The 18,932-nt window shown below is 67.2% G+C and carries 24 protein-coding genes and 3 pseudogenes; 13 read left to right on the top strand and 14 right to left on the bottom strand.

The annotated features are described in order from the left end of the window. A pseudogene (locus ACIPEK_RS12420) lies at positions 1 to 825 on the bottom strand (hypothetical protein); the annotation flags it as partial. Positions 826 to 1,043: 218 nt separating this feature from the next. Beyond that, positions 1,044 to 1,637, bottom strand: coding sequence for a hypothetical protein (locus tag ACIPEK_RS12425; RefSeq protein ID WP_114249273.1), 594 nt, complete (start codon positions 1,635 to 1,637; stop codon positions 1,044 to 1,046). Between the two features lie 222 nt (positions 1,638 to 1,859). On the opposite strand from ACIPEK_RS12425, the gene ACIPEK_RS12430 reads away from it, so the two are divergent. After that, a complete protein-coding gene (locus ACIPEK_RS12430; protein WP_401994207.1) occupies positions 1,860 to 2,363 on the top strand; it encodes a DinB family protein in 504 nt (167 codons plus the stop codon). Positions 2,364 to 2,439: 76 nt separating this feature from the next. Here ACIPEK_RS12430 and ACIPEK_RS12435 read toward each other — a convergent pair whose 3' ends face one another. The 4 genes from ACIPEK_RS12435 to ACIPEK_RS12450 form a co-directional block, all read right to left on the bottom strand. Next, the gene (locus ACIPEK_RS12435; protein ID WP_401994210.1) at positions 2,440 to 2,595 is read right to left on the bottom strand and encodes a hypothetical protein; all 156 of its coding nucleotides are present in this window, start codon (positions 2,593 to 2,595) and stop codon (positions 2,440 to 2,442) included. Positions 2,596 to 2,662: 67 nt separating this feature from the next. Continuing rightward, complete coding sequence (locus ACIPEK_RS12440; protein ID WP_401994213.1) at positions 2,663 to 3,772, bottom strand: PP2C family protein-serine/threonine phosphatase; 1,110 nt, start codon at positions 3,770 to 3,772, stop codon at positions 2,663 to 2,665. Then, positions 3,766 to 3,942, bottom strand: coding sequence for a hypothetical protein (locus ACIPEK_RS12445; protein ID WP_401994216.1), 177 nt, complete (start codon positions 3,940 to 3,942; stop codon positions 3,766 to 3,768). The genes ACIPEK_RS12440 and ACIPEK_RS12445 overlap by 7 nt, the downstream gene beginning before the upstream one ends. A 311-nt stretch (positions 3,943 to 4,253) precedes the next feature. Continuing rightward, on the bottom strand, positions 4,254 to 5,123 hold the full coding sequence (locus tag ACIPEK_RS12450) for an LLM class F420-dependent oxidoreductase (RefSeq protein WP_401994219.1): 870 nt from the start codon (positions 5,121 to 5,123) through the stop codon (positions 4,254 to 4,256). Positions 5,124 to 5,605: 482 nt separating this feature from the next. Between ACIPEK_RS12450 and ACIPEK_RS12455 the strand changes: the two genes are divergently transcribed. Both ACIPEK_RS12455 and ACIPEK_RS12460 read left to right on the top strand, forming a co-directional pair. Beyond that, positions 5,606 to 6,163 (top strand): hypothetical protein, encoded by a 558-nt coding sequence (locus tag ACIPEK_RS12455; protein WP_401994222.1) that lies wholly within the window; start codon positions 5,606 to 5,608, stop codon positions 6,161 to 6,163. 241 nt (positions 6,164 to 6,404) lie between these two features. Next, complete coding sequence (locus ACIPEK_RS12460; protein WP_401994224.1) at positions 6,405 to 7,220, top strand: GPP34 family phosphoprotein; 816 nt, start codon at positions 6,405 to 6,407, stop codon at positions 7,218 to 7,220. 33 nt (positions 7,221 to 7,253) lie between these two features. On the opposite strand, the pseudogene ACIPEK_RS12465 reads toward ACIPEK_RS12460, so the two are convergent. Beyond that, positions 7,254 to 7,355 (bottom strand): annotated as a pseudogene (locus tag ACIPEK_RS12465) (IS5/IS1182 family transposase); the annotation flags it as partial. 154 nt (positions 7,356 to 7,509) lie between these two features. On the opposite strand from ACIPEK_RS12465, the gene ACIPEK_RS12470 reads away from it, so the two are divergent. From ACIPEK_RS12470 to ACIPEK_RS12495, 6 genes and pseudogenes are all read left to right on the top strand, one after another. Beyond that, positions 7,510 to 8,262, top strand: coding sequence for a serine/threonine-protein kinase (locus tag ACIPEK_RS12470; protein ID WP_401994227.1), 753 nt, complete (start codon positions 7,510 to 7,512; stop codon positions 8,260 to 8,262). Then, positions 8,262 to 9,299 (top strand): hypothetical protein, encoded by a 1,038-nt coding sequence (locus ACIPEK_RS12475; protein ID WP_401994683.1) that lies wholly within the window; start codon positions 8,262 to 8,264, stop codon positions 9,297 to 9,299. Before ACIPEK_RS12470 ends, ACIPEK_RS12475 begins: the two co-directional genes overlap by 1 nt. 41 nt (positions 9,300 to 9,340) lie before the next feature. Further along, the gene (locus tag ACIPEK_RS12480) at positions 9,341 to 9,817 is read left to right on the top strand and encodes a hypothetical protein (RefSeq protein ID WP_401994230.1); all 477 of its coding nucleotides are present in this window, start codon (positions 9,341 to 9,343) and stop codon (positions 9,815 to 9,817) included. Then, positions 9,793 to 10,209, top strand: a complete 417-nt coding sequence (locus tag ACIPEK_RS12485; RefSeq protein WP_401994232.1) for a type II toxin-antitoxin system VapC family toxin — start codon at positions 9,793 to 9,795, stop codon at positions 10,207 to 10,209. The genes ACIPEK_RS12480 and ACIPEK_RS12485 overlap by 25 nt, the downstream gene beginning before the upstream one ends. Positions 10,210 to 10,380: 171 nt before the next feature. Then, positions 10,381 to 10,656 (top strand): annotated as a pseudogene (locus ACIPEK_RS12490) (Scr1 family TA system antitoxin-like transcriptional regulator); the annotation flags it as partial. An 11-nt stretch (positions 10,657 to 10,667) separates the two neighbouring features. After that, positions 10,668 to 10,859: a hypothetical protein gene (locus ACIPEK_RS12495; protein ID WP_401994235.1), complete on the top strand. Its 192-nt coding sequence runs from the start codon at positions 10,668 to 10,670 to the stop codon at positions 10,857 to 10,859. 225 nt (positions 10,860 to 11,084) lie between these two features. Here ACIPEK_RS12495 and ACIPEK_RS12500 read toward each other — a convergent pair whose 3' ends face one another. The 3 genes from ACIPEK_RS12500 to ACIPEK_RS12510 all read right to left on the bottom strand — a co-directional run bounded on the left by ACIPEK_RS12500 (position 11,085) and on the right by ACIPEK_RS12510 (position 13,156). Beyond that, entirely contained in the window at positions 11,085 to 11,654 is a 570-nt protein-coding gene (locus ACIPEK_RS12500; protein ID WP_401994238.1) for a hypothetical protein, read from the bottom strand. Between the two features lie 19 nt (positions 11,655 to 11,673). Next, a complete protein-coding gene (locus ACIPEK_RS12505) occupies positions 11,674 to 12,405 on the bottom strand; it encodes a DUF6193 family natural product biosynthesis protein (RefSeq protein WP_401994241.1) in 732 nt (243 codons plus the stop codon). Between the two features lie 211 nt (positions 12,406 to 12,616). Next, positions 12,617 to 13,156 (bottom strand): ATP-binding protein, encoded by a 540-nt coding sequence (locus ACIPEK_RS12510; protein WP_401994244.1) that lies wholly within the window; start codon positions 13,154 to 13,156, stop codon positions 12,617 to 12,619. Between the two features lie 320 nt (positions 13,157 to 13,476). On the opposite strand from ACIPEK_RS12510, the gene ACIPEK_RS12515 reads away from it, so the two are divergent. The 4 genes from ACIPEK_RS12515 to ACIPEK_RS12530 all read left to right on the top strand — a co-directional run bounded on the left by ACIPEK_RS12515 (position 13,477) and on the right by ACIPEK_RS12530 (position 16,352). Further along, a complete protein-coding gene (locus ACIPEK_RS12515) occupies positions 13,477 to 14,328 on the top strand; it encodes a DUF5753 domain-containing protein (RefSeq protein ID WP_401994246.1) in 852 nt (283 codons plus the stop codon). An 11-nt stretch (positions 14,329 to 14,339) separates the two neighbouring features. Then, complete coding sequence (locus tag ACIPEK_RS12520) at positions 14,340 to 14,531, top strand: hypothetical protein (RefSeq protein ID WP_401994249.1); 192 nt, start codon at positions 14,340 to 14,342, stop codon at positions 14,529 to 14,531. Between the two features lie 321 nt (positions 14,532 to 14,852). Beyond that, positions 14,853 to 15,227 carry a hypothetical protein gene (locus ACIPEK_RS12525; protein WP_401994252.1) on the top strand — a complete coding sequence of 125 codons (375 nt, stop codon included), beginning with the start codon at positions 14,853 to 14,855 and terminating at the stop codon, positions 15,225 to 15,227. A gap of 558 nt (positions 15,228 to 15,785) precedes the next feature. After that, entirely contained in the window at positions 15,786 to 16,352 is a 567-nt protein-coding gene (locus ACIPEK_RS12530; protein ID WP_138906991.1) for a dihydrofolate reductase family protein, read from the top strand. Between the two features lie 282 nt (positions 16,353 to 16,634). Here the strand turns inward: ACIPEK_RS12530 and ACIPEK_RS12535 are convergent, their stop codons facing one another. Genes ACIPEK_RS12535 through ACIPEK_RS12550 form a run of 4 tightly spaced genes read right to left on the bottom strand, consistent with a single transcriptional unit; the run spans position 16,635 to position 18,790 of the window. Beyond that, positions 16,635 to 17,285 carry an OmpA family protein gene (locus tag ACIPEK_RS12535; RefSeq protein ID WP_401994686.1) on the bottom strand — a complete coding sequence of 217 codons (651 nt, stop codon included), beginning with the start codon at positions 17,283 to 17,285 and terminating at the stop codon, positions 16,635 to 16,637. A gap of 8 nt (positions 17,286 to 17,293) precedes the next feature. Then, the gene (locus tag ACIPEK_RS12540) at positions 17,294 to 17,911 is read right to left on the bottom strand and encodes a hypothetical protein (RefSeq protein WP_401994255.1); all 618 of its coding nucleotides are present in this window, start codon (positions 17,909 to 17,911) and stop codon (positions 17,294 to 17,296) included. Positions 17,912 to 17,942: 31 nt separating this feature from the next. Further along, complete coding sequence (locus ACIPEK_RS12545) at positions 17,943 to 18,560, bottom strand: pilus assembly protein TadG-related protein (protein ID WP_401994258.1); 618 nt, start codon at positions 18,558 to 18,560, stop codon at positions 17,943 to 17,945. Beyond that, a complete protein-coding gene (locus ACIPEK_RS12550; RefSeq protein WP_401994261.1) occupies positions 18,560 to 18,790 on the bottom strand; it encodes a hypothetical protein in 231 nt (76 codons plus the stop codon). The genes ACIPEK_RS12545 and ACIPEK_RS12550 overlap by 1 nt, the downstream gene beginning before the upstream one ends. Between the last annotated feature and the right edge of the window lie 142 nt (positions 18,791 to 18,932).

The following is an 18,932-nucleotide window of genomic DNA, read 5'->3' on the forward strand; positions in this document are numbered from 1 at the left end:
ACCCGAATCCGTACCACCGGACGCAACCGCCCCACCCGAATCCGTACCACCGGACGCAACCGCCCCACCCGAATCCGTACCACCGGACGCAACCGCCCCACCCGAATCCGTACCACCGGACGCAACCGCGCCACCGGAGTCCGAGCCGCCCGAGCCCGAGCCGGGCCCGCCGGATTCCGTACCCCCGGAATGCTCCCCGTCCCCCGCCACCACATCGCCCCCGGGCGCAGGGCACGCGCTTCCGGTCAGCCGGCAGATCGCGTTCTGCATCTGGCCGGTCAGCTGGGCGCCGATCCCCGTGGCGATGAGTCCGCCGATGAGAGCCACGACCACCAGGACCATGCCCAGGTATTCCATCGCGGTCTGACCGCCGTCGTCGCGGCGCCATTTGATCATCCGCGCGATGCTGAACGGCCGGTGCGGCAAGCGCTGTTCGAGGGGAAGCTCGAACCAGTCGCGCGAGCTCGGCCGGAACAGCATGATGACAACGGCGACGGGCATCACCAGTTGCGTCACGCCTCGCCCGCCGCCGTCCCCGCCGAGGGTCGCCAGCGCGCCGAGGGTGAGCCAGACGTGTACGGCCAGGAGTCCGCGCCAGATCCAGATGCCACCGGTCCGCAGATACAGCGAGAGCACGAACGCGGTCACGCTCGGCAGCGCCGCGTACAGCAGCAGACCGAGCAGCTGGCCGTCGACCTCATTGACCGCCGACGCCACCGTCAGCACACCGGCGCCGCCCAGGACCGCGGCCGCGAAGAGGACCCGGACGAGGATCAGCACCGCCTGCAGCGGGCGCGGCAACGACTGCCTGCCCTGCTGAGCCACGGCAGCACCTCCACCGGCGCCGCCCGAAACCGCAAATCCGCCTATGCCAGACACGACGAGTCCCCCAGCTTGCCGGTGTGCAGCCACAGTTCAGCCACTCCACGCATCCGACCACATCGGCACCCTTCGGGCATGGGCCTCAGGACCCAATGCGAGGCTCAAAGTTGCTGATTCCACCCGGAGTTGCAGATACCCGGAAGGTCAGGGAACCGCCTCCGCTACCGGCTGGGGACCTCACTCCCGAACAGCATCCAAGGAGACTGGTCGAATGAAGCCACCCCGGACAACTGCGGTTGCATCGCGGCGATTTCATGCCGCACGGCAAGCGTGTCGGGCCAACTGTCGAAGAATGTCGTGCCGTTGATGACGACACCGCTCCAGTCGGTTGCCGCGGAAGCGCCCTCCCGGTCGACCACGAAGCCGATACAGAGCACGGAAGCCCTCCCTATCGCCTCCCTGATCGCCCGCGCGGCCACCTCCTGCTCGTCCCGCGTCAGCCGTCCGAATCCGAATTCGAGTGCGACGACTCCGTCCCCCATCCGCCGGATGCGCGCCGGAACTTCGGCTCCGCTGTTCACCCACAGCAGGAAGTCGACCCTGTCGAGCCGCTGCAGGCCGGCCAGGAGTACGAGCTGCTCCCTGGTCACCCACGACGGAGTGCCCCACGGGTCCGGTCCCGGGCCGAGGAGCGTGACCCGCCTCGTGACGGGATGTCTGAGCCGCAGTCCTGCCGCGTCGAGATCACCGAAGAGCGACTCGGCATCCGGGCGGCTCCAGCCGAGGTGGTACGAGTAGAAGAAACCGTCACTCATCGACACATCACCCCAAGAAGTGGTGGAACGTGAAGATCCAGGTGCGCATGGGCACGCCGGACAGGCGCTCATGCCGGGCGCCTGGTCAGGTGGGCTCATGGATGGTCGGGTACGAGCGTAATGAGCTCCGCCCGCCCGGGCTTGGGCCCACGGGCCCAGGGGCGGGCCCCAATGGAACAATGCGATGGACAGGGGGCAGGAGATCGCAGATCGTGTACGCCGATGACACGCACCGATACGCCTCCCGCCTGGGACGAGCGCACCCAGCTGGCCACCTTCCTCGACTACGCCCGCGACACCGCACGCGCAAAGTGCGAGGGCATCTCACCGGAAGATGCCCGCCGCGCCCCGCTCCCCGGCTCGCCCCTGATGACGGTCTCCGGGCTGATCAACCACCTCAGCTGGGTCGAGTACTACTGGTTCGAAGTGGCCTTCCTCGGCGGCGAGGACGAAGGGCCGTGGACGGACGAGGACCCCGACCGCGAGATGCGCATCGCGGTGGACATCCCGCTCGCCGATCTGCTGTCGGAGTACGAGGCGCGGACCGCCCGCTACCGCGAACTGGTCGCCTCCCACGACCTGGACACGCCGGCCAAGCGCCCGCAGAGAGATGACTGGCATCCCGATCTGCGCTGGATCGTGCTGCACCTGATCGAGGAGACCGCGCGGCACAACGGCCACCTCGACCTGATCCGGGAGATCGTCGACGGCACCACCGGCGCCTAGCCGGACAAGCCGCTCAGTCACAACGGCACGGTGTGCCGAGGCACCCTGGTTGTCATGCTGAATTGTGGTGGCCCGGTCAGCGGGTCCCGGAGAACAGCGCGTTGATTTCCGGGAAGGCGATGCCGCCGGTGAGGGAGCCGTAGTCACCGGTTGCGTTGGCGAGCGCGAGGGGTCCGGCGAGGGTGTGCAGGGAGCGGAAGAGGCGGGCTTTGTCCGGCTGCGTGGTGATCACGCGAGCAGTCAAACACTGGCCGTTGGCCGTCCGCTGGCGAGAATCCGACATCGGCGTCGACCTGGATCTACGTGCCGGCTCCGCCGGGGTGGTGCCGGTGGTGACCGTCGGTGGGACGGGGCGTGAGACGCGGCCGGTGAGAAGGCGTGCGTTCGATGACCAGGAGGGCGGCGTCGTCGGCCGGCTGGCCGCCGGTGTGGGCGAGCAGATCGCGGTGGATGTGGTGCAGCAGAGTATCGGGACTGGTGGCGGGGAAGGAGGCGACTCGTTCGGCGAGCGGGTAGAACGCTCCGGACGGCGAGCGGGCTTCGATGACACCGTCGGTGTAGAGGACGAGCATGTCACCGCCTGTGAAGGCGAACGGGTCGACGCGGTCGTCCTCGATCGATCGTTCGCACACGCCCAGCGGAGGCAGGGGCTGTCGGGCATACAGGACCGTGACCTGCTGATCGTGCACCAGCAGAGGCGGGGGATGTCCGCAATTGATCATCTCGGCGGCCGCCAGGCCGTCGTCGGGGATCTCCAGGACGAGGCAGGTGATGAAGTGCTCGCCGGCGTCGTGCTCGGTGTCCGCCACGTCCTCCAGGTTCCGGGAGACGCTGTCTTCGAGGGCGGTCACCAGCCCGGGGAGGGTGTCATACCGGTGAGCGCCCTCACGGAATGCCCCCAGCACCACCGAGGCCTCACCGATGGCGGCCAGCCCGTGGCCCCGGACATCGCCGATGACCACCCGGGTCGCGGCGTGCGTGGCGCGGGCGAACGCAAACAGATCGCCCCCGATCTCGGCCTCGTCCTCCGCGGACATATACAGCCATGCCACCTGCAACGGCCCGATCCGGCGTGGCGGAGGCCGAAGCAGAACCCGCTGAGCCGTCTCCGCCACAGAGCGTGCCCGGCTCAGCGCCCGGTCGCGCCGCTCCCGCACGAACCGCATGAAAACCGCCAAGGCGGAGAGCCCGGCCAGCGCGATGATCTGCGCTATGCGGTTGGTCGTGGTCAGTTCGCCGAGGAAGGCAGCGATGAGCACCTGGGCCGCCACTGCCAGGACCCCGGCGACAGCGGTGAGCCGTGGCCCGGCGAGGGAGGCGGTCAGAGCGGGCGCGATGACCAGCAGTGGACCCAGCTGGATATCGCGCCCGGTGAAGATATCCAGCGAGGTGATCGTCACAATCAGCACGAACGGGACCGCCACCAGCCCACCGCCGACTGGATGTTCCTGGAGGTGATCCCACAGACGTCGCGCACCCATATGACCCTCAGCACCTCCTGGGCGCCCACCACCGTGACCTCACCGGGCTCCGTACGGCGCTCGCCGTACTCCTGGCCGGCCGGCGAGGCAGACCGCATCCCGGGCAGGCCGGGCGGGGCAGGCCCTCAGTCCTCCAGTTCGGCGAGCCGGCGCAGGGCGCGCGCAGACCCGGCCGGAAGCAGTACTCACCGCCTCGGGTGACCACGAAGCCGGGCAGGTTCGCCCTCGTCTCCCATGATGACCGCGCCGCGCCGCACGCGCCTCACCAGCCCAAGGCATAAGGCATAAGGCAACCCACCCATCGCCCGCGTCAACAACACTGTGGTCAATACACCTGGTCGGGCGGTGCGGTGCCAGGGGCGCCGGGGTGGCGAACAACCCCGGCCACCCGGAGACCTTCCCTGTCCGGCTACCCCATCGCGGCAATGCCAGGTGCGATGTGCTCGGCGATCTGGTGGGTGAAGCTGACCGGGTGCCGGTCGGGCAGCACCTGGATCTCGCTGATGCCCAGGCTCGCGTACGCCTCCGCGTCCGCGAGAAACGCGTCCGGCCTGGCCAGCACCGGGCCGTTGTACATCACGGTCTTCGCGATGGCGTCGTAGTCACGGTCCTCCGCGGCGCAGTGGGCGCGCAGTACATCGAGCTTGTGGGCCACTTCATCCTGGTCGGTGGCGAACAGATTGCAGGCATCCGCGTAGCGGGCGGCCAGGAGCAGGGTCTTCTTCTCACCCCCGCCGCCGATCATGATCGGCGGGCGCTCGCCGATCGGCTCGGGCACGCACAGCGTCTCGGCGAGCTGGTAGTGACGGCCCCGGAACGGGCCGTTGTCGTCGCTCCACATCTGCAGGCAGATCAGGATCGTCTCCTCCAGCCGTTCGAACCGCTCGGCAACCGGAACCACCGGCACTCCGAGCCCGTACTGCTCCCGCTCGTACCAGGAGGCGCCGATGCCCAGCCTGGCCCTGCCGCGCGACAGCACATCGAGACTGGTGACGATCTTCGCCAGCAGCCCGGGGTGCCGGTACATCACACCCGTGACCATCAGGCCGAGTGTCATGCGCTCGCTCACCGCCGCCACGTAGCCGAGCGTGGTGTACCCCTCCAGCATCGGGTCGTCGGCGACGGTCTGCCCGGTCTCCATCTGGAAGTAGTGATCCATCACGGTGAACGACGAGATCCCCGCCTGTTCGGCGATCCTCACCGACTCCGCGAGCGTCGGCGCGATGAGCGCGGGGTCGGCCGGTGTCGAGTAGTTCCAGTAGTGCAAGCCGAGATTCACGTCCGACCTCCGCAGGTCAAGGGAGAGCGGGCCGGGACGGCGTCGCCGCCCCGGCCGAAGTGTTCAGGACGCGTGCTTGGCGTACTCGCTCTGCACCGCGTCGACGCTCACGTACTCGCGGTCGGGCAGGTTCCTCGCGACGGTGGCACGTTCCGTGAGCCCGTTCGCATCCATTCAATTACCCTGTGCAGTCACTCGTCACGTTACGCGAGGTCGGAGTCATCGGCATTTCGGTACGCCCGGCCGAGAGGACCCTGCGCTCGGCACGGGTGCGCCACGGACACCGTCGGGGTCGCCGGGGTGTGCGGCTCACGCGATACAGCACCGTTCCTGCCGCCCGACCGACGCATACGGGTCAAAGATGGGCCCTTCTCGGACACGGCTTCGCCTCGCTGCCGACGTCGACGTCGCAAAGGACATCTTCGAACCCGACCATTCATACGCCTCCGGGGAGGAAACACGTGCGCGCACGCGGATCACGTATGAGCGCCCTCGCCGCGGCACTGACTGCGGCAGCAATCGCGGGTGGCGTCACAGCATCGGCGAACTTCGCTCCCCGGACACCCGCAGCGGCAGACCGGGCGCGGCTGTCCCAGCTCGCTCAGAGCTACCTGCAACAACGCGCCGACCTGGTGACCCGGGCCGCCGCTCAGTCCCCCACCCCCGAACCACCGGCCGCGGCCACACCGTCGATGCGGACCGAGTTGCGGACGGAATTCGCCGCGCTGGTCCGTCAAGGGCGCGCCTACCGGCAGGCCGACGGCGGGTACATCCGCGCCACGGTCGATGTGACGGTGAACGACGCGGCCGAGGAGGGTGACACCGTGACACTGCACATCACGGAGGACACCCGTCTCTACCCCCCGTTCACTTCCGCTCAAGCAGCGGAAGGAGCCCCGGAGTGCGAGGAGTACTCACTCCCCCACACATTGGCCTTCACCCGTGGCCCTTCGGGGTCCTGGCTGCTCGCCTCGGACAGGGCCGAGCTGAACGACGGGCTCGCGCCGAGCACGCAAGTCGCCGCGTCCAGCCCGGCGTGAGCGTCTCCGCACTCAACATCGGAACGATCGCCGCAGAACAACATCGCACGCCGACTCCGAGGGGATGACCGATGCCGGACGCGACCTCAACGCCCGACGGCCCGATGTCCGGCCCGCACGCCGGCCATCCTTGCCGCGCGCCTGGGCTTCGAGGGCGCCTGATGGGGCCGGTCGCGGAAGCCGGCACGGAGGGTACGCGGAGGGCTCCCCTCCGCGTACGGCCGCGCATACCCTGGCACGTATGACCACGGGGGATGAACTGCTCCTGCTCGCGATAGTCCCGGGCAGGCGGCGAATCCGGATACGGGCCGAGGACCGGCTCCGGTTCGCCTTGCGGGCCTCGGAGTTGGCGGACCTGGGCCTGGCCGGACGGATCGTCCTCGGCCCCCGACGGATCGAGGTGATGGACCCCCGGCGCGTCGAGGACCGCCGCCTGAACAACGTCCTGCACAGTCTGGGCGCGACTGCGCCCCCGCCCAGCCTCAAGGACTGGCTGCGCCGGACACCGCGCTTCCTCGCCACCGAGTACCTCTCCCGACTGGAGGACCAGAGGGCGGTCCGGGTACGCCGGTGGCGCGACCCCAGCGGCCGTAAGCGCCACGACATTCTCTCCGTCGACCTGCCGCGCCGCCAGGCACTGCTGGCCCGCCTCGACAGCGTGGTCCGCTCCGGCTCCGCGACGTCCACCGCCGACCGCGACCTGACCCTCGCCGCCCTCGTCCAGGCCGCGGGCCTGGCCCCTGCCGTCTACCCCGGCCTGCGGGGCATCACCGACCGCCGCCGTTTGGCCGCCCTCACCGCGACCGGCCGCCTCGCACCCGCAACCGCCGGAGCGGCTCCGGCCGCCGACGAGGAACTCGCTGCGGCACTGACCACCGGCGCCGACGCCCTCACCCGACAACTCACCGACGAACTCAGCGACCTCTACGCCGACTTCACCACCGGCGGCCACGGCCTCGGTCACGACCTGGACCCGGGCAGCTGGTCCGAGGGTGGCGCAGGCGGCACCGGCCACCACGGCGGCGGTCACGGGGACAGCGGCCACAGCGGCTGGTGACACCGACAGCCGGGAGTCGCACACCCCTTGTTCCCCTGCGTCGTTCCGGCCCCGCAGCCGACGCCGGCACGTGATGCCCGACCCGAAGCCGAGTTCTCCGGGCAGGAACTCCCACTGGATGCCGGTGCGGAGCATGCGATCGGGTGCTGCTCGCCGTCACCACGGATCTCGAAGGTCACGGCCTGCCCTACCTCCTTGACCAGCACCGACTGCATGGCGTTGGCGCACCGCATCGATGATTCACCGTGATTCGACACCGGGGTCCGGGGCGCTCAACTACCTTGTTGCCGTGGACCAATTGATCACCGAGGATCCGATGTGCATCGGCCCGTATCGCCTGATAGCCCGTCTGGGCGCGGGCGGTATGGGCCTGGTGTACCTGGGCCGCTCGGAAGCCGGACGAACAGTTGCTGTGAAGGTGGTGCAGGCCGAGCACGCCCAGCACCCGGAATTCCGCAGGCGGTTCGCACGCGAGGTGGCGGCTGCCCGGCGGGTGGGCGGGACCTGGACGGCAGCCGTGCTCGACGCCGACACGGAGGCCCCGGTGCCCTGGGTGGCGACCCAGTACATCCCCGGGCCCGATCTGACCACCGTGGTCGCCAAGGATTTCGGGCCGTTGCCCGAGCACTCGGTCCGCACCCTCGCCAACCGCCTGGCAGTGGCTCTGCAGTCGGTCCACGGGGCGGGCCTGATCCACCGCGACCTGAAACCGTCCAATGTGCTGGTGACGGTGGACGGCCCGCGCGTGATCGACTTCGGTATCGCGCGGGCCATGGACAGCCTCGCCGGGGACAGTCTGCACACCCGCACCGGGATGCTCATCGGATCCCCCGGCTTCATGTCGCCCGAGCAGGTACGCGGCCTCGACCTCACCCCGGCCAGTGATGTGTTCTGCCTGGGTGCCGTCCTCGTCTACGCCGTCACCGGCCGCCTCCTCTTCGGCGCCACGGAAACCGGCTTGAACGCGCACCTCTTCCGGATCACTACGCGGCGATCGCCGGCGTCGGGACGGCTGTCGGCCTGTTCGCGGGCGCATGGCTGATCGATGCCCTGAGCTGGCGCTGGTGCCTGTACGCCGGCATCCCGATCGCCGTGACAGCCCTGATCGGTGCGGCCGCCCTGGTGCACGACACCCCGGTCCGCACCCCTGCCCGCCTCGACGCACTGGGCCTGCTGCTCGGCTCCGTCGGGCTTGCCGCCCTCGTCTACGGCTTCCGCCAGGCCGAGCCTCGCGGCTGGACCGATCTCCTGGTCGTGGTCCTCCTCGTGGGCGGACTCGCCCTGCTCCTGGTCTTCGCCTGGTGGCAGACCAGTACGACCAGCCCGCTCCTGCCGCCGTACGTCTTCCAGGACCGCAACCGCGTCGGCTCCTGCCTCGCCCTGACCTTCATCGGCATGGGCATGTTCGTCCAGCACCTGGTCCTGACCAGGTACCTGCAGTTTGCCCTCAGCTATACCCCGTTCCAGATCGGCGTGGCCCTGCTGCCCATGGCCGGTGCGGTCGTCATCGCCTCCACCCAGGTCTCCGCCCGCCTGTACCGCCGACTGGCGCCCCGCGGCATCATCGTGCCGGGCCTGGTGCTGGTGGCGATCGGCCTGGCGCTCCTGACCGGCCTCGACGCCCACAGTGCGTACGCCACCCAGGTGCTGCCCGGCACTCTCCTCATCGGCTTCGGTCTCGGCCTGGCCTTCATGCCGCTCTTCGCCACCGCGACCGGCGGGATCTCCCCGCAGGACTCCGGCGGGACCGCGGCGATGGTCAGCATGGCCCAGCAGTCGGGCGGCTGGGCCGCCTCGCCCCTGTTCGGCGGCATCCTCGCCTCGGCGGTCGCCGCCAGGCTGGACCACACATCAGGCGCTCCTGAGGGCTTCACCAAAGCAGCCGAACAAGGCGTCCTGTTCGGCCAACAGAAACTTCCGGCGGCACTGTCCGGGGTCGTGAGGGAGACGGACAGGGCGGTTCTAGGCGGCTACTCCGTCATCCTCTGGTGGGCGGTCGGCCTCACGCTGCTCGCGGGCCTGCTCGCCGGCCTGCTGGTCACGGTCAAGGCTCCGAGTGGTGACCCCGGCTCCCGGTAATCCTGCGGACCGGCCGATCCACCGGCCCGCGGGGTACGGCGATGATCCGCGACATCAAGGCCGGCAAAGCCGACCACCTGCTGCAGCAGGCCGCCGGTCGCCCACCGCCCTCAGAGCGCTCCCCCCGCGCGCGCGGGGCAGCAGACGCCCGGCGAGAGATTTACCACATCAATTGCTACCATCGGCTCATGGATACTCCTGCGGAATACGGACCCGACGAGGGCCCCGCCCAGAAGGTCAGCGTTTCCATGCCTGCCGGCCGGATCGCCGCTGTGAAGGCACGGGTCGGAGCCCGCGGCTTCTCGGCCTACATCAGTGCGGCCGTGGAGCGGCAGATACAGCGTGATCTGCTGGAGGAGCTGCTCCAGGCCAAGGAAGCAGAGATCGGCCCACCGAACCAGGAGATCCAGGATTGGGCTGCGGGAATCTTCCGGGAAGCCGAAGGCCTGTCGCTGCAGGAAAGCGTCGAGCCGACAGCGGAGGGAGAATCCAGGTGGGACGCCCACAAGGCCAGCTGAGCCACGGCGTCCTTCTCCTCGACTCCGAAGGGCTGAACCGGTTCGTCGACAATGATCCCCGGATCGTCGGGCTGGTCCGGGCTGCGCAGTCCAAGGACGCCTTGGTCGCTGTCAGCAACCTGACGCTGATCGAGACCTGGCATTCAAAGGTCCGAATGGACCGCTTTCGGTGGCACGTGTCCCGTCTCGAAGTGCTACCTGTGACCGAGACGATCACCTGGCAGGCCATCGACCTGCTTCGCAATGCGAACCTCCATGGACACAAGTACGCCATCGATTCCGTCGTGGCCGCAACGGCATTGAGTTACGCGGGTCCACGGGTCGTCGTCACATCGGACGTGGACGACATCAACAAACTCTGCGGAGACCGGGTGCGAACCGTGGGCGTCTGAGAAAGCGCATGCGAAAGGGTCGGGACCGCAGGAGTCAGGGTCCCGGCCCGTGGTCGGCCGGCCAGGAAAAGCTTCCGCGCGGGCCTGATCCACCGGAGCTGTACCTGCCCGACTCCTGGGCCGACGACCGCGAACGCTGCCGCGTGGCCGGGATCGGTGACGCCGTTCGGCCACTTGCCGATGAAGTCCGAGCAGACGAGTGTGACGCTGCTGGTCATCCCCTTTGAGGCAGGAGCTTTCCCCGGCGCCGGGGAGACCGTCCTGTATGCGGAAGGACCGGTGCCTCAGCTCGACACCGTGCAGATCGACAAGTCGCACGGACCCCTCTTCGTCCACACGCACGCGCAACTGGCCAAGTACCGAGCCCACTTGGACTGGATGGTGGGAATCGCGCTGTCGCCGGACAAGTCGCGCGACTTCATCCACAACATCGCACGCCAACTCTGAGGAGATGACCGATGTCGGACGTCAACTGGGAAGACTCATTCTGCAGAGAAGGTAACTCCTGCTTCCGGATCGGAACCGACGAACAGGGCAACAGCTACATCGCTGTCGCGGGTTCGGAGGAAAACTTCCTCACCGACAGCCGCGAAGCGCTTCAGCAGATGATCCGCGACATCAAGGCCGGCAAGGCCGACCACCTGCTGTAACAGCAAGGGCCCGGCCACCGCGACGCGCTCGCGGTGGCCGGGCCCGTATGACCTCGTGACCTCACCAGGCGTCTCGGCGCCTCGGGACCGCATGCGACGAGATCCGCAGACTGCGCGGCACCTGCCACACCTCTGAGGAACAGGCTTCTGACGGCCGTTGACCGGCGGCAAAGAAGGTAGGGCTCAACAGCTGGCCCACCACTCCGGTTTGACAGTCGGTCCGCCTCAGTCGAGCACCATCAACGCCATCAGGACTCCTGCCAACTCCACCAGCAACACGAGTGATCCGTATCCGAGGATCTGGCCAACAGACCGAACCGGGTGACCGGCGTCCTCACGCAAAACCGTTCTGTGCGCGGCCAGCACGGCCGGTATGGAGATGCAGTAGAGGGCTGACGCGTACAGCAACCAGTCGAGGATGTCCTGCCATGAACTGAACACAGGTCCTCGTCCGTAGAAGGCCACGACCAGCGGCAGGCCCACTACGGGCACCAGTACCAACACGGCAGCGGTCACCACCCACCACCAACGCCTTCCGCTGCCCCAACGCTCCCCCATCCAATGGCCGAGGGCAACGGAAGGCAGTACGTACGCGGCAGATACCAACGAGCCGATAAAGAGAAGAGCCAGCAGAACCAGGGGCAGCACAAAGACTGACCTCGCCTCTGGCACTACTCCGAAGAGCGGCATCGCCAGAAGCAGACCAAAGCCCTCCACCCAGAGCACAGCCATCGAGACCGACGACGGCGCGGCCCCCTGTTTCTGCCGAATGCCCCCACGCAACAGTTGCGTCATCTCGCCCCCTGTCCGGCACTCATCGTCGAGGTGGTTCGGAAGTTCCCGCGACGGCGGGCCCAAGACCAGCGGGGAGGTGAGCAACCGCGAGGGCGATTGCCTCCTCCACGGTGACGGCTTCGGCGATGACACCGCCGTGAGGGAACTTCTGGACTCGATAGGGGAGGCCCTCGCACGACGGAGCGATGGCGACCTCGGGTGGGCAGGGTATACCGGTGCGGGCATTGAAGCCGAGCGTCCAGTGGCTGGAGAACGGGTACAGCTGTCGCAACCGCGGTTCCACATGAGCCGCCTCCACGAGCAGGCCGAACTCAGGAAAGTCCGGCGCGTCAGCCGCCTCTTCCCGAATCAGACGCCACCGCACCTCGACCGCCGCGGCCGGCCCGCGTTCGTGGGCCTCGGCGAGCTCACTGAAATGCACGAACGGCAGCAACTCATGCAGTGCCCGCAGGCTCCTTCCTTCTCCCCACGCCACGCCTGCCCGCACGACATCTTCGAGGGCTGATGTCGCTCCGGTAATGAGCTCGACCCCTCGGCTCCAGCCGGAGAAGCCGAACCAGCGGTACTCGGCCCCGATGTGCACGGACAGCGGCTCTCGCTCAGGAACCGAGGCAGCGATGCCCGCCGAAACCGCTGATCCCCAGCCGCCGGGCACCGTCACGAGATCCACACCGAGATCGGCCGCCGCCCGCTCCAGCGCGGAGGCCAGGCTGCCCACAGCAGCAAGATCGGGATAGAGGTTGGAGTCCACTTCCGCAGTGTGCCGAACAACGCCACGAATGGAAACAGCAGACGATGCACCAGTCCAGTAAGGCGGCGCTACAGGGATGGATGAAGATGCGGCAGGGGCGGCCCTTCGTGTTCGCCGCTTACTGCCCAGGCAGCACAACTGAGCGCCGGTGGGCACCGTGAGCGGGGAAACTCTGGCAGCTTGGGCGGGGCACAGTGTCCCGATCGGACGGTCAACAGGGCAACAGAACCCATGACTTGATGCCCAGCTGCGGCGGTGAAGCTTCGCAGGCACCCCACTCACCGCCCCAGTCGTCGACCACAGCCGCGAGCAGCCAGAGCGCCCGCCGACGCCGCGTCTCGCAGAGTGTGGCCACGTCCGGTTCGGAGTGCTGGGGGTGCTGGTCCCAGACGAGGAGGCGGAGCGCGTCGTCCCGGTGGCGCAGGGATACGTAGAGCTCCTTGCCCGGGCTCATCCTGGCGGTGACAGTGATGAGTTCGGTCGCTGCGAGTGTGGTCGGCCAGACGTACGGGGCGAGCGCGTGCGCTTTCAGCGCGGCGGCGATCGCCGTACGGCCGATGAGCGCGCTGCGGACGTCGCCGGGCAGCGTGAAGCTCATCGCGAGCCCACGGCCGGAGCGGCCCTTGGAGCGCAGATATGGCTGTGGGTACTGCTGGGTGTTGGGATGCGGGCTGCCGGGATACGGATACGGGACCGGCGTACGCGTCTCGGCGACGGCCGGACAGAGTGCGGTGAGTGGAGATGAGTGCATGGCTGACTCCCCTGATACGGGTGGTGAGTTGACGCTGTCTCTCTTTCGCGTGGGTGCGCACGAGGGGCTCACGCGGTTGCGTTGTGGACGAGCAGTGGCTTGTCTCCCTGGCGCGGGACCGCCCCTCCCAGGGAAGGAGGTTGCGGGCAGGACCGCGCGATGCACTTCCGGCTCGTCGTCGCTGTGTGAGCGGTGCGTGACCCAACGTAGCGCAGCTATGGCACTCATGTCGTTGGATTGGAGGCAATTGCCTCCTGCTTGTTGGACTGGGCACCCCCGCGGCGGCAGACTGTGCCCACAGTCCGTGGAAGAGAGGGCACATGCCGAGCAGTTCCACTCCGACAGAGCGCCAGAAGCGGCTCGGTGCCGAACTGCGCAAGATGCGCGTCGCAGCCGAGGCAACCACCGCTTACGCGGCCGGCTTGCTGGGCATCGACCGGACGAAGATCTCCAACATGGAGGTCGGCGTCCGCCCGATCGCGCCTGCCCGCGTCCGCACGTTGGCCTGCAACTATGCCTGTGCCGATGCTCTTTACGTCGACTCACTCGTGGAGATGGCCGAGCAGCGCGAACGTGGATGGTGGGAGCAGTACAGGGGCACGCTCCCGTCAGGCCTGCTGGATATCGCCGAACTTGAATGGCACGCAGCTCGCATCCGTACAGCGCAGACCGTCCATCTTCCTGGCCTGCTCCATACCGACGGATACGCCCGCGCGGTGTTCGGCGCTGTCCTGCCCGAGCTGTCTCGTCTGGAGATCGAGTTGCGGGTGGCGCACCGGATGGAAAGACAACAGGTACTCGACCGCGAATCCGCCATCGACTACGTGGGCTACGTCCACGAGGCCGCCCTGCGCATGCAGTTCGGCGGCCGAAGCGTCACACAGGAACAGCTGCTCCATCTGTGCGAGATGTCGGAACGCGACCACATCGAAGTACGGGTGATTCCGGTCGACCGAGGCGCGTTCCCCGGCGCCGGGCACGCACTCCTCTATGCACACGGCGCCGTACCTCAACTCGACACCGTGCAGCTCGATTCAGCTCACGGACCCGAGTTCATGCACGCGGAAGCGCAGCTGACCAAGTACCGAGCGCACCTGGACTGGATGGAGGGCGCCTCGCTTCCTTCCGCCGAGTCCCGGGACTTCATTCACGCTGTCTCACGCCAACTTTAAGGAAGTTCAGGATGCCCGAGATCAACTGGGAAGAGCCCTACTGCGGTGAGGGAAACAACTGCTTCAGGCTCGGCACAGACACAGAAGGCAACAGCTTCATCGCCGTCCGGGGCGAGGAGGATCGTTACCTCACCGACAGCCGCGAGGCGCTTCAGCAGATGATCCGTGACATCAAGGCCGGCAAGGCCGACCACCTGCTGTAACAGCAAGGGCCCGGCACCACGAGCGCGTCGCGGTGCCGGTCCCGTAGGATCTCGCCGCCTGTGGCATAGCCCGATGCTTCTACCTGCGGATTTTCGCGGTGTCTCACGACCGTTGGCATGCCTTCTGTCTCACGGGCATGTCATTTCCTCGGGCACTGACCACGGTTCCGCAACTAGCGCCCCGGGGTGGCTTGACGATTCGGCGTCGGGTGATGCTTGACGTCTGACCTGGGCGATCCCGTCCCGCAGGGCGGCTTCGTCTCGCCGTTCGAAAGTCCCTGCCCCGTTCGGCGGTCCTCGAAGTGACAGTAGGGTTCCCGCATGGCAGAGGCGGAGATGGCCCGACGGGCGCCCAGACAGCTCACCGAGATGCGCGACGTGTACGACCTCCTGGAGGAGGTGCGACTACGCCCGGGGATGTGGGTGCGAGGTAGTTCGCTGCAGCATCTGGATTCCATGCTGTTCGGCTATCACGTGGCTTTGAGGGTTCACGGCGCCAAGGAAGAGCTTGACTTCCGGCAGGGCGGCCCGTTCGCCAACTGGCTGTGGCCGCGGCTGGGGTATGAGTACGGAAGCTCGCTGGGCTGGGCGGTGGAGATCGAGCGGGCGGCCGAGGCCACGGACCGACCCGCGATCGAGCTGTTTTTTGAGCTGCTCGATGAGTTCCGTGCCGAACCTGGCCAGCCGGGGGCCTAGTCGGTGGCCGGCCAGTCTCAGAATCGTGTCCTATAGGACTTCACTTGGGCAGGGGTGACTGGCAGGAGCTTTTCATGTGGAACAACATCGGCTTGCAGTTCGAAGCCGGAGAGGCTCCGCAGCTCGGCTGATCAGGTCACCCTTCCGGGAGCCGCTCCTCGCGTGGAGCGGTCGCTCCTTACGCCACTCGGAAGAGTGAACACTCCGAGCTGCGAGTCTCACGATGGCTGCATAAATGCCATCCATGTGCAGCTGGCCCTGAGATTATGAAGCTGGATTTGAGACCCTGCAAGCCGTGTGGGGTCTCGCCGCTCGTGACATGTCGATCTTGCGTGACCTGGGCGTTCTTGGCTGTCTCACGGCCTTGTCACCCATGATCAGTCTCAAATCCGTGGCATTTCCTCGCGAGGGCGAGGTCAGGCGGCTTGCCCGTGTCGGCCGAGTACACCACGCTGAGCCCCGAGCACGAGGACTACCGGCGAGCCCAGATCGCGCACCGATGAGTTTCCCGCGCCGCGCTGGTCTATCGCCGGACACCCACGGACGGAAGGCTGGGCCATGCGGAAACTGATCTACGGCATGAACCTGACTCTGGACGGCTACATCGCCGCGGCCGGCGACGACATCGGCTGGAGCGGACCGCCGAGCCACGAGCTGTTCCAGTGGTGGCTCGACCACGAGCAGGCGAGTGGCCTGTCGCTGTATGGGCGCAAGCTATGGGAGACGATGAGCTCCTACTGGCCGACCGGCGACCAGCAGCCCAACGCCACCCCGGCGGAGATCGAGTTCGCGCGGAACTGGCGGGACACGCCGAAGGTGGTGTTCTCCTCGACGATCGACAAGGTCGACTGGAACACCCGCCTGGTCACCGGCGACGCGATCGCCGAGATTACCCGGCTCAAGGCCGAGGACGGCGGCCCAATGAACATCGGCGGCGCAACGCTCGCCGGGGCGGCCATGCGCGCCGGGCTGATCGACGAGTACGTGATCGCCGCCCATCCGGTCCTGGTGGGCGGCGGAACGCCGTTCTTCACCGCGCTGGACAGCTGGGTGAACCTGAACCTGGTGGAGACGCGGACGTTTCCCGGCGGCGTGGTCCTGACCAGGTACGAGACGAGGCGCTGAGCAGCTTCCCGCTGTCTCACGGCTTGGATGGGTGTTTCCTCTCACCGTCGCGGCGATCTCCCCCACCGCACACCCCCAAGCCCACGAGCGATGCCCCGTGAGCCCACGGTGTCAGCGGGCTTCTACCAGGGCACCAGCATCAGAGCCCAATCACCCATACGAGTGGGCGGCTTGACCTGCCAGTCTCAGATTCGTGTCAGATATGCCATCGCTTGGCCATCGCTCGTGAGATTTGACCACGAAATCTGAGACCCTGCAGGCCCCCTGTATGGGCGCAGTGCCTCAGGAAGAGGTACCTCGCGGGAAGGAGACCTCCACGCGGCGGTTCTTCTTGCGGCCCTCTTCCGTGCTGTTGTCGGCGATCGGGTACTGCTCGCCGTAACCACGGATATCGAAGGTGATGTTCGAGCCCAACTGCTTGACCAGCACCGACTGCACGGCGTTGGCGCGCTGCTTGGACAGCACGTCGCCGTGGGCCGAGGAACCGAGATTGTCGGTGAAGCCGAAGACGCGCACCTTGGTGGCGTTCTGCTTCTTGATCTCGGTGGCGATAGCCGCGATACGCGCGTTGGCGGCGGAGCTCAGCTTGGCGCTGTCCTTACCGAAGAGCACCTCGGCCTGGAGCGCGAACTTGATGTTCGCGTTGCTGTCCTCGCGACGCTCTTCGCCGCCCTCGTCCTCGATCACCTGGACGATGTCGAGAACCTTGGCAGGGGCGAGCGTGCCGCCTTCGGGCATCTTCAGGTCGGGGTCGTTGGGGTCGAGCTTCACCGGAGGCACTGACGTCGCCTCGGTGCCGGGGGGCACGCTCGGGCCGTCGTCAGCCACGGCGCTCGACGCACCGAGAACGGTGACACTTGCCATCAGCAGTGCGGCCACGATGGCGTGGCCCGCGAGGTGCGGTGGCCTACGGCGTGTACGGGTGTGGGTCATGTCGGCCGTCACCCAGAGATCTTCAGCGAAGTGGTGGCGAAGGTCGGCAGCATGAAGTCGACCTCGGTCGTGGAGACGGGGGGTGCTGGGAACTGCATGAAGACAGCAGTCGACTTGCCAGGCTGGAGCGGAAGGATTCCGGTGGTGCACAGGCAACGACTGTCAGTGTCCCTCAGAATGTAATAACGCTTCTTCCCGGTCTTGTCGATCAAGGCCGCTCCTGCGACCGAGTTGGGGTTCTTTGCCACAAGAGCGATGTCGGTGCCGGCCCAGCCTGCGGTGGGCTGGGTCGCGTCACCCTCGTTCTTCACTTCCCCCTGCACTGTGATAAATCCGCCAGAGTCACGCTTGACTTGATTGATCGTCAGCTTCAGACCGCCGGACCCTTGGGTCTCGGCAAGCTTCACATTCGGGTCCACGTTGTCCCCGGCAGCAGTGTCCTCCTGCTTCGCCCCTTTGTCCCCGTCGGAAGGCTGGGAAGGCTCGGAGGACGGCGACGAACCAGCGTCGTTCGTCTTCTTGCCACCACCGTCAGTGCCGCAACCTGTGATGGCCAGGGCCAGCGCCGCCGTCAGCGAGACGGCTGCCACTGCCCTTCGGGACTTGGTGGAGCGCCGAATGCTCATGGGTTCGGATTCCTTTACTCGTCGTTCGCTGTCAATTGTCGACCAAGTGCACGTCGTAGAGAATCTTGCTCACCTCGGACCAGGGCGGGGGACTGCTCGGCGCGATTTTGAGCACCTCGCCGTCCCCGCACGGGAAGATGTACAAGTCCTGGACACCGTCATCGTCGAAGTCCAAGGCCCTCCACCCGACGCAACGGAACTCGACAATGGCAGTGGCCTTGGCCTTCGCGAGCTTTCTCTCCGTGCCGGGAATCACCGACGAGTCCACCGGTTTACGGCCCTTGACCTTGACCGTGATCCGGTCTCGATAGCCTGCAGCACGTACCGACTGACAGCCGCGGCGGACGACGTCAGCCTGATTCGCTGCGGCAAGTCCCTGAGCCGCAGGACACCCGGTAACCTCGCGGCCCTGAAGGAACTGCTCCAGCATGTTCCCGGGGAGCGACGCGAGGAACGGGGCCCCAAAGTCCTCACGAGTCTGTTGAGCGGCAGCCAGTGCAGCAGCATCCGCCGCGCCCTGGGCCCCATTCCGCAGGGCCGAGGCCTTGCCGACGGCAAAGAATGCGAACACGAGGAAGAGCAGGCCCGCCACCATCACTACGTAGATGGGGAAGGCCTGCCCTGCATCGCGGCGTTGGGGCGCAAACATCAGGCCGCGGTGATGGTGCCCACGAGGTTGGAGATCCGGTTCGAGATCGAGCTGCCGATACCCGTAGCCACGATCGCACCGATGATCGCCACGACCACCAGGATGATGCCCAGGTACTCGAACGCCGTCTGGCCGCGGTCCTTGGCCTCGTAACGCTTCTGGATCGCGCTGACGGCGGTGTTGGCCCAGCCATTGACGCGGACGGCGGTCTTCAGGGTGATGTTCGACATGGTGTTCCCCTCCGGATTCGGCCGACCGGTAGCCGGCCGACTCACACGTCTCTTGGGTGCCGCCAGCGGTTCCGGCTTCCTCCTGGCCGGAACCGTCGGCGACATGAGAAACATACGGCGGTACACCCTGCCCGCCGGAGGG

The organism is Streptomyces sp. NPDC088246 (assembly GCF_044741025.1).
Classification (GTDB): Bacteria; Actinomycetota; Actinomycetes; order Streptomycetales; family Streptomycetaceae; genus Streptomyces.

What these genes read in the sequence shown, in the direction of transcription:
- ACIPEK_RS12445 (WP_401994216.1), bottom strand. Translation starts at nt 3,942, where the DNA reads ATGCGGTCTGCCTCGCCGGCCGGCCAGGAGTACGGCGAGCGCCGTACG.
- ACIPEK_RS12515 (WP_401994246.1), top strand. Translation starts at nt 13,477, where the DNA reads ATGCCGAGCAGTTCCACTCCGACAGAGCGCCAGAAGCGGCTCGGTGCC.
- ACIPEK_RS12545 (WP_401994258.1), bottom strand. Translation starts at nt 18,560, where the DNA reads ATGTTTGCGCCCCAACGCCGCGATGCAGGGCAGGCCTTCCCCATCTAC.
- ACIPEK_RS12530 (WP_138906991.1), top strand. Translation starts at nt 15,786, where the DNA reads ATGCGGAAACTGATCTACGGCATGAACCTGACTCTGGACGGCTACATC.
- ACIPEK_RS12455 (WP_401994222.1), top strand. Translation starts at nt 5,606, where the DNA reads ATGAGCGCCCTCGCCGCGGCACTGACTGCGGCAGCAATCGCGGGTGGC.
- ACIPEK_RS12425 (WP_114249273.1), bottom strand. Translation starts at nt 1,637, where the DNA reads ATGAGTGACGGTTTCTTCTACTCGTACCACCTCGGCTGGAGCCGCCCG.
- ACIPEK_RS12550 (WP_401994261.1), bottom strand. Translation starts at nt 18,790, where the DNA reads ATGTCGAACATCACCCTGAAGACCGCCGTCCGCGTCAATGGCTGGGCC.
- ACIPEK_RS12540 (WP_401994255.1), bottom strand. Translation starts at nt 17,911, where the DNA reads ATGAGCATTCGGCGCTCCACCAAGTCCCGAAGGGCAGTGGCAGCCGTC.
- ACIPEK_RS12510 (WP_401994244.1), bottom strand. Translation starts at nt 13,156, where the DNA reads ATGCACTCATCTCCACTCACCGCACTCTGTCCGGCCGTCGCCGAGACG.
- ACIPEK_RS12520 (WP_401994249.1), top strand. Translation starts at nt 14,340, where the DNA reads ATGCCCGAGATCAACTGGGAAGAGCCCTACTGCGGTGAGGGAAACAAC.
- ACIPEK_RS12430 (WP_401994207.1), top strand. Translation starts at nt 1,860, where the DNA reads ATGACACGCACCGATACGCCTCCCGCCTGGGACGAGCGCACCCAGCTG.
- ACIPEK_RS12495 (WP_401994235.1), top strand. Translation starts at nt 10,668, where the DNA reads ATGTCGGACGTCAACTGGGAAGACTCATTCTGCAGAGAAGGTAACTCC.
- ACIPEK_RS12460 (WP_401994224.1), top strand. Translation starts at nt 6,405, where the DNA reads ATGACCACGGGGGATGAACTGCTCCTGCTCGCGATAGTCCCGGGCAGG.
- ACIPEK_RS12525 (WP_401994252.1), top strand. Translation starts at nt 14,853, where the DNA reads ATGGCAGAGGCGGAGATGGCCCGACGGGCGCCCAGACAGCTCACCGAG.
- ACIPEK_RS12480 (WP_401994230.1), top strand. Translation starts at nt 9,341, where the DNA reads ATGATCCGCGACATCAAGGCCGGCAAAGCCGACCACCTGCTGCAGCAG.
- ACIPEK_RS12535 (WP_401994686.1), bottom strand. Translation starts at nt 17,285, where the DNA reads ATGACCCACACCCGTACACGCCGTAGGCCACCGCACCTCGCGGGCCAC.
- ACIPEK_RS12500 (WP_401994238.1), bottom strand. Translation starts at nt 11,654, where the DNA reads ATGACGCAACTGTTGCGTGGGGGCATTCGGCAGAAACAGGGGGCCGCG.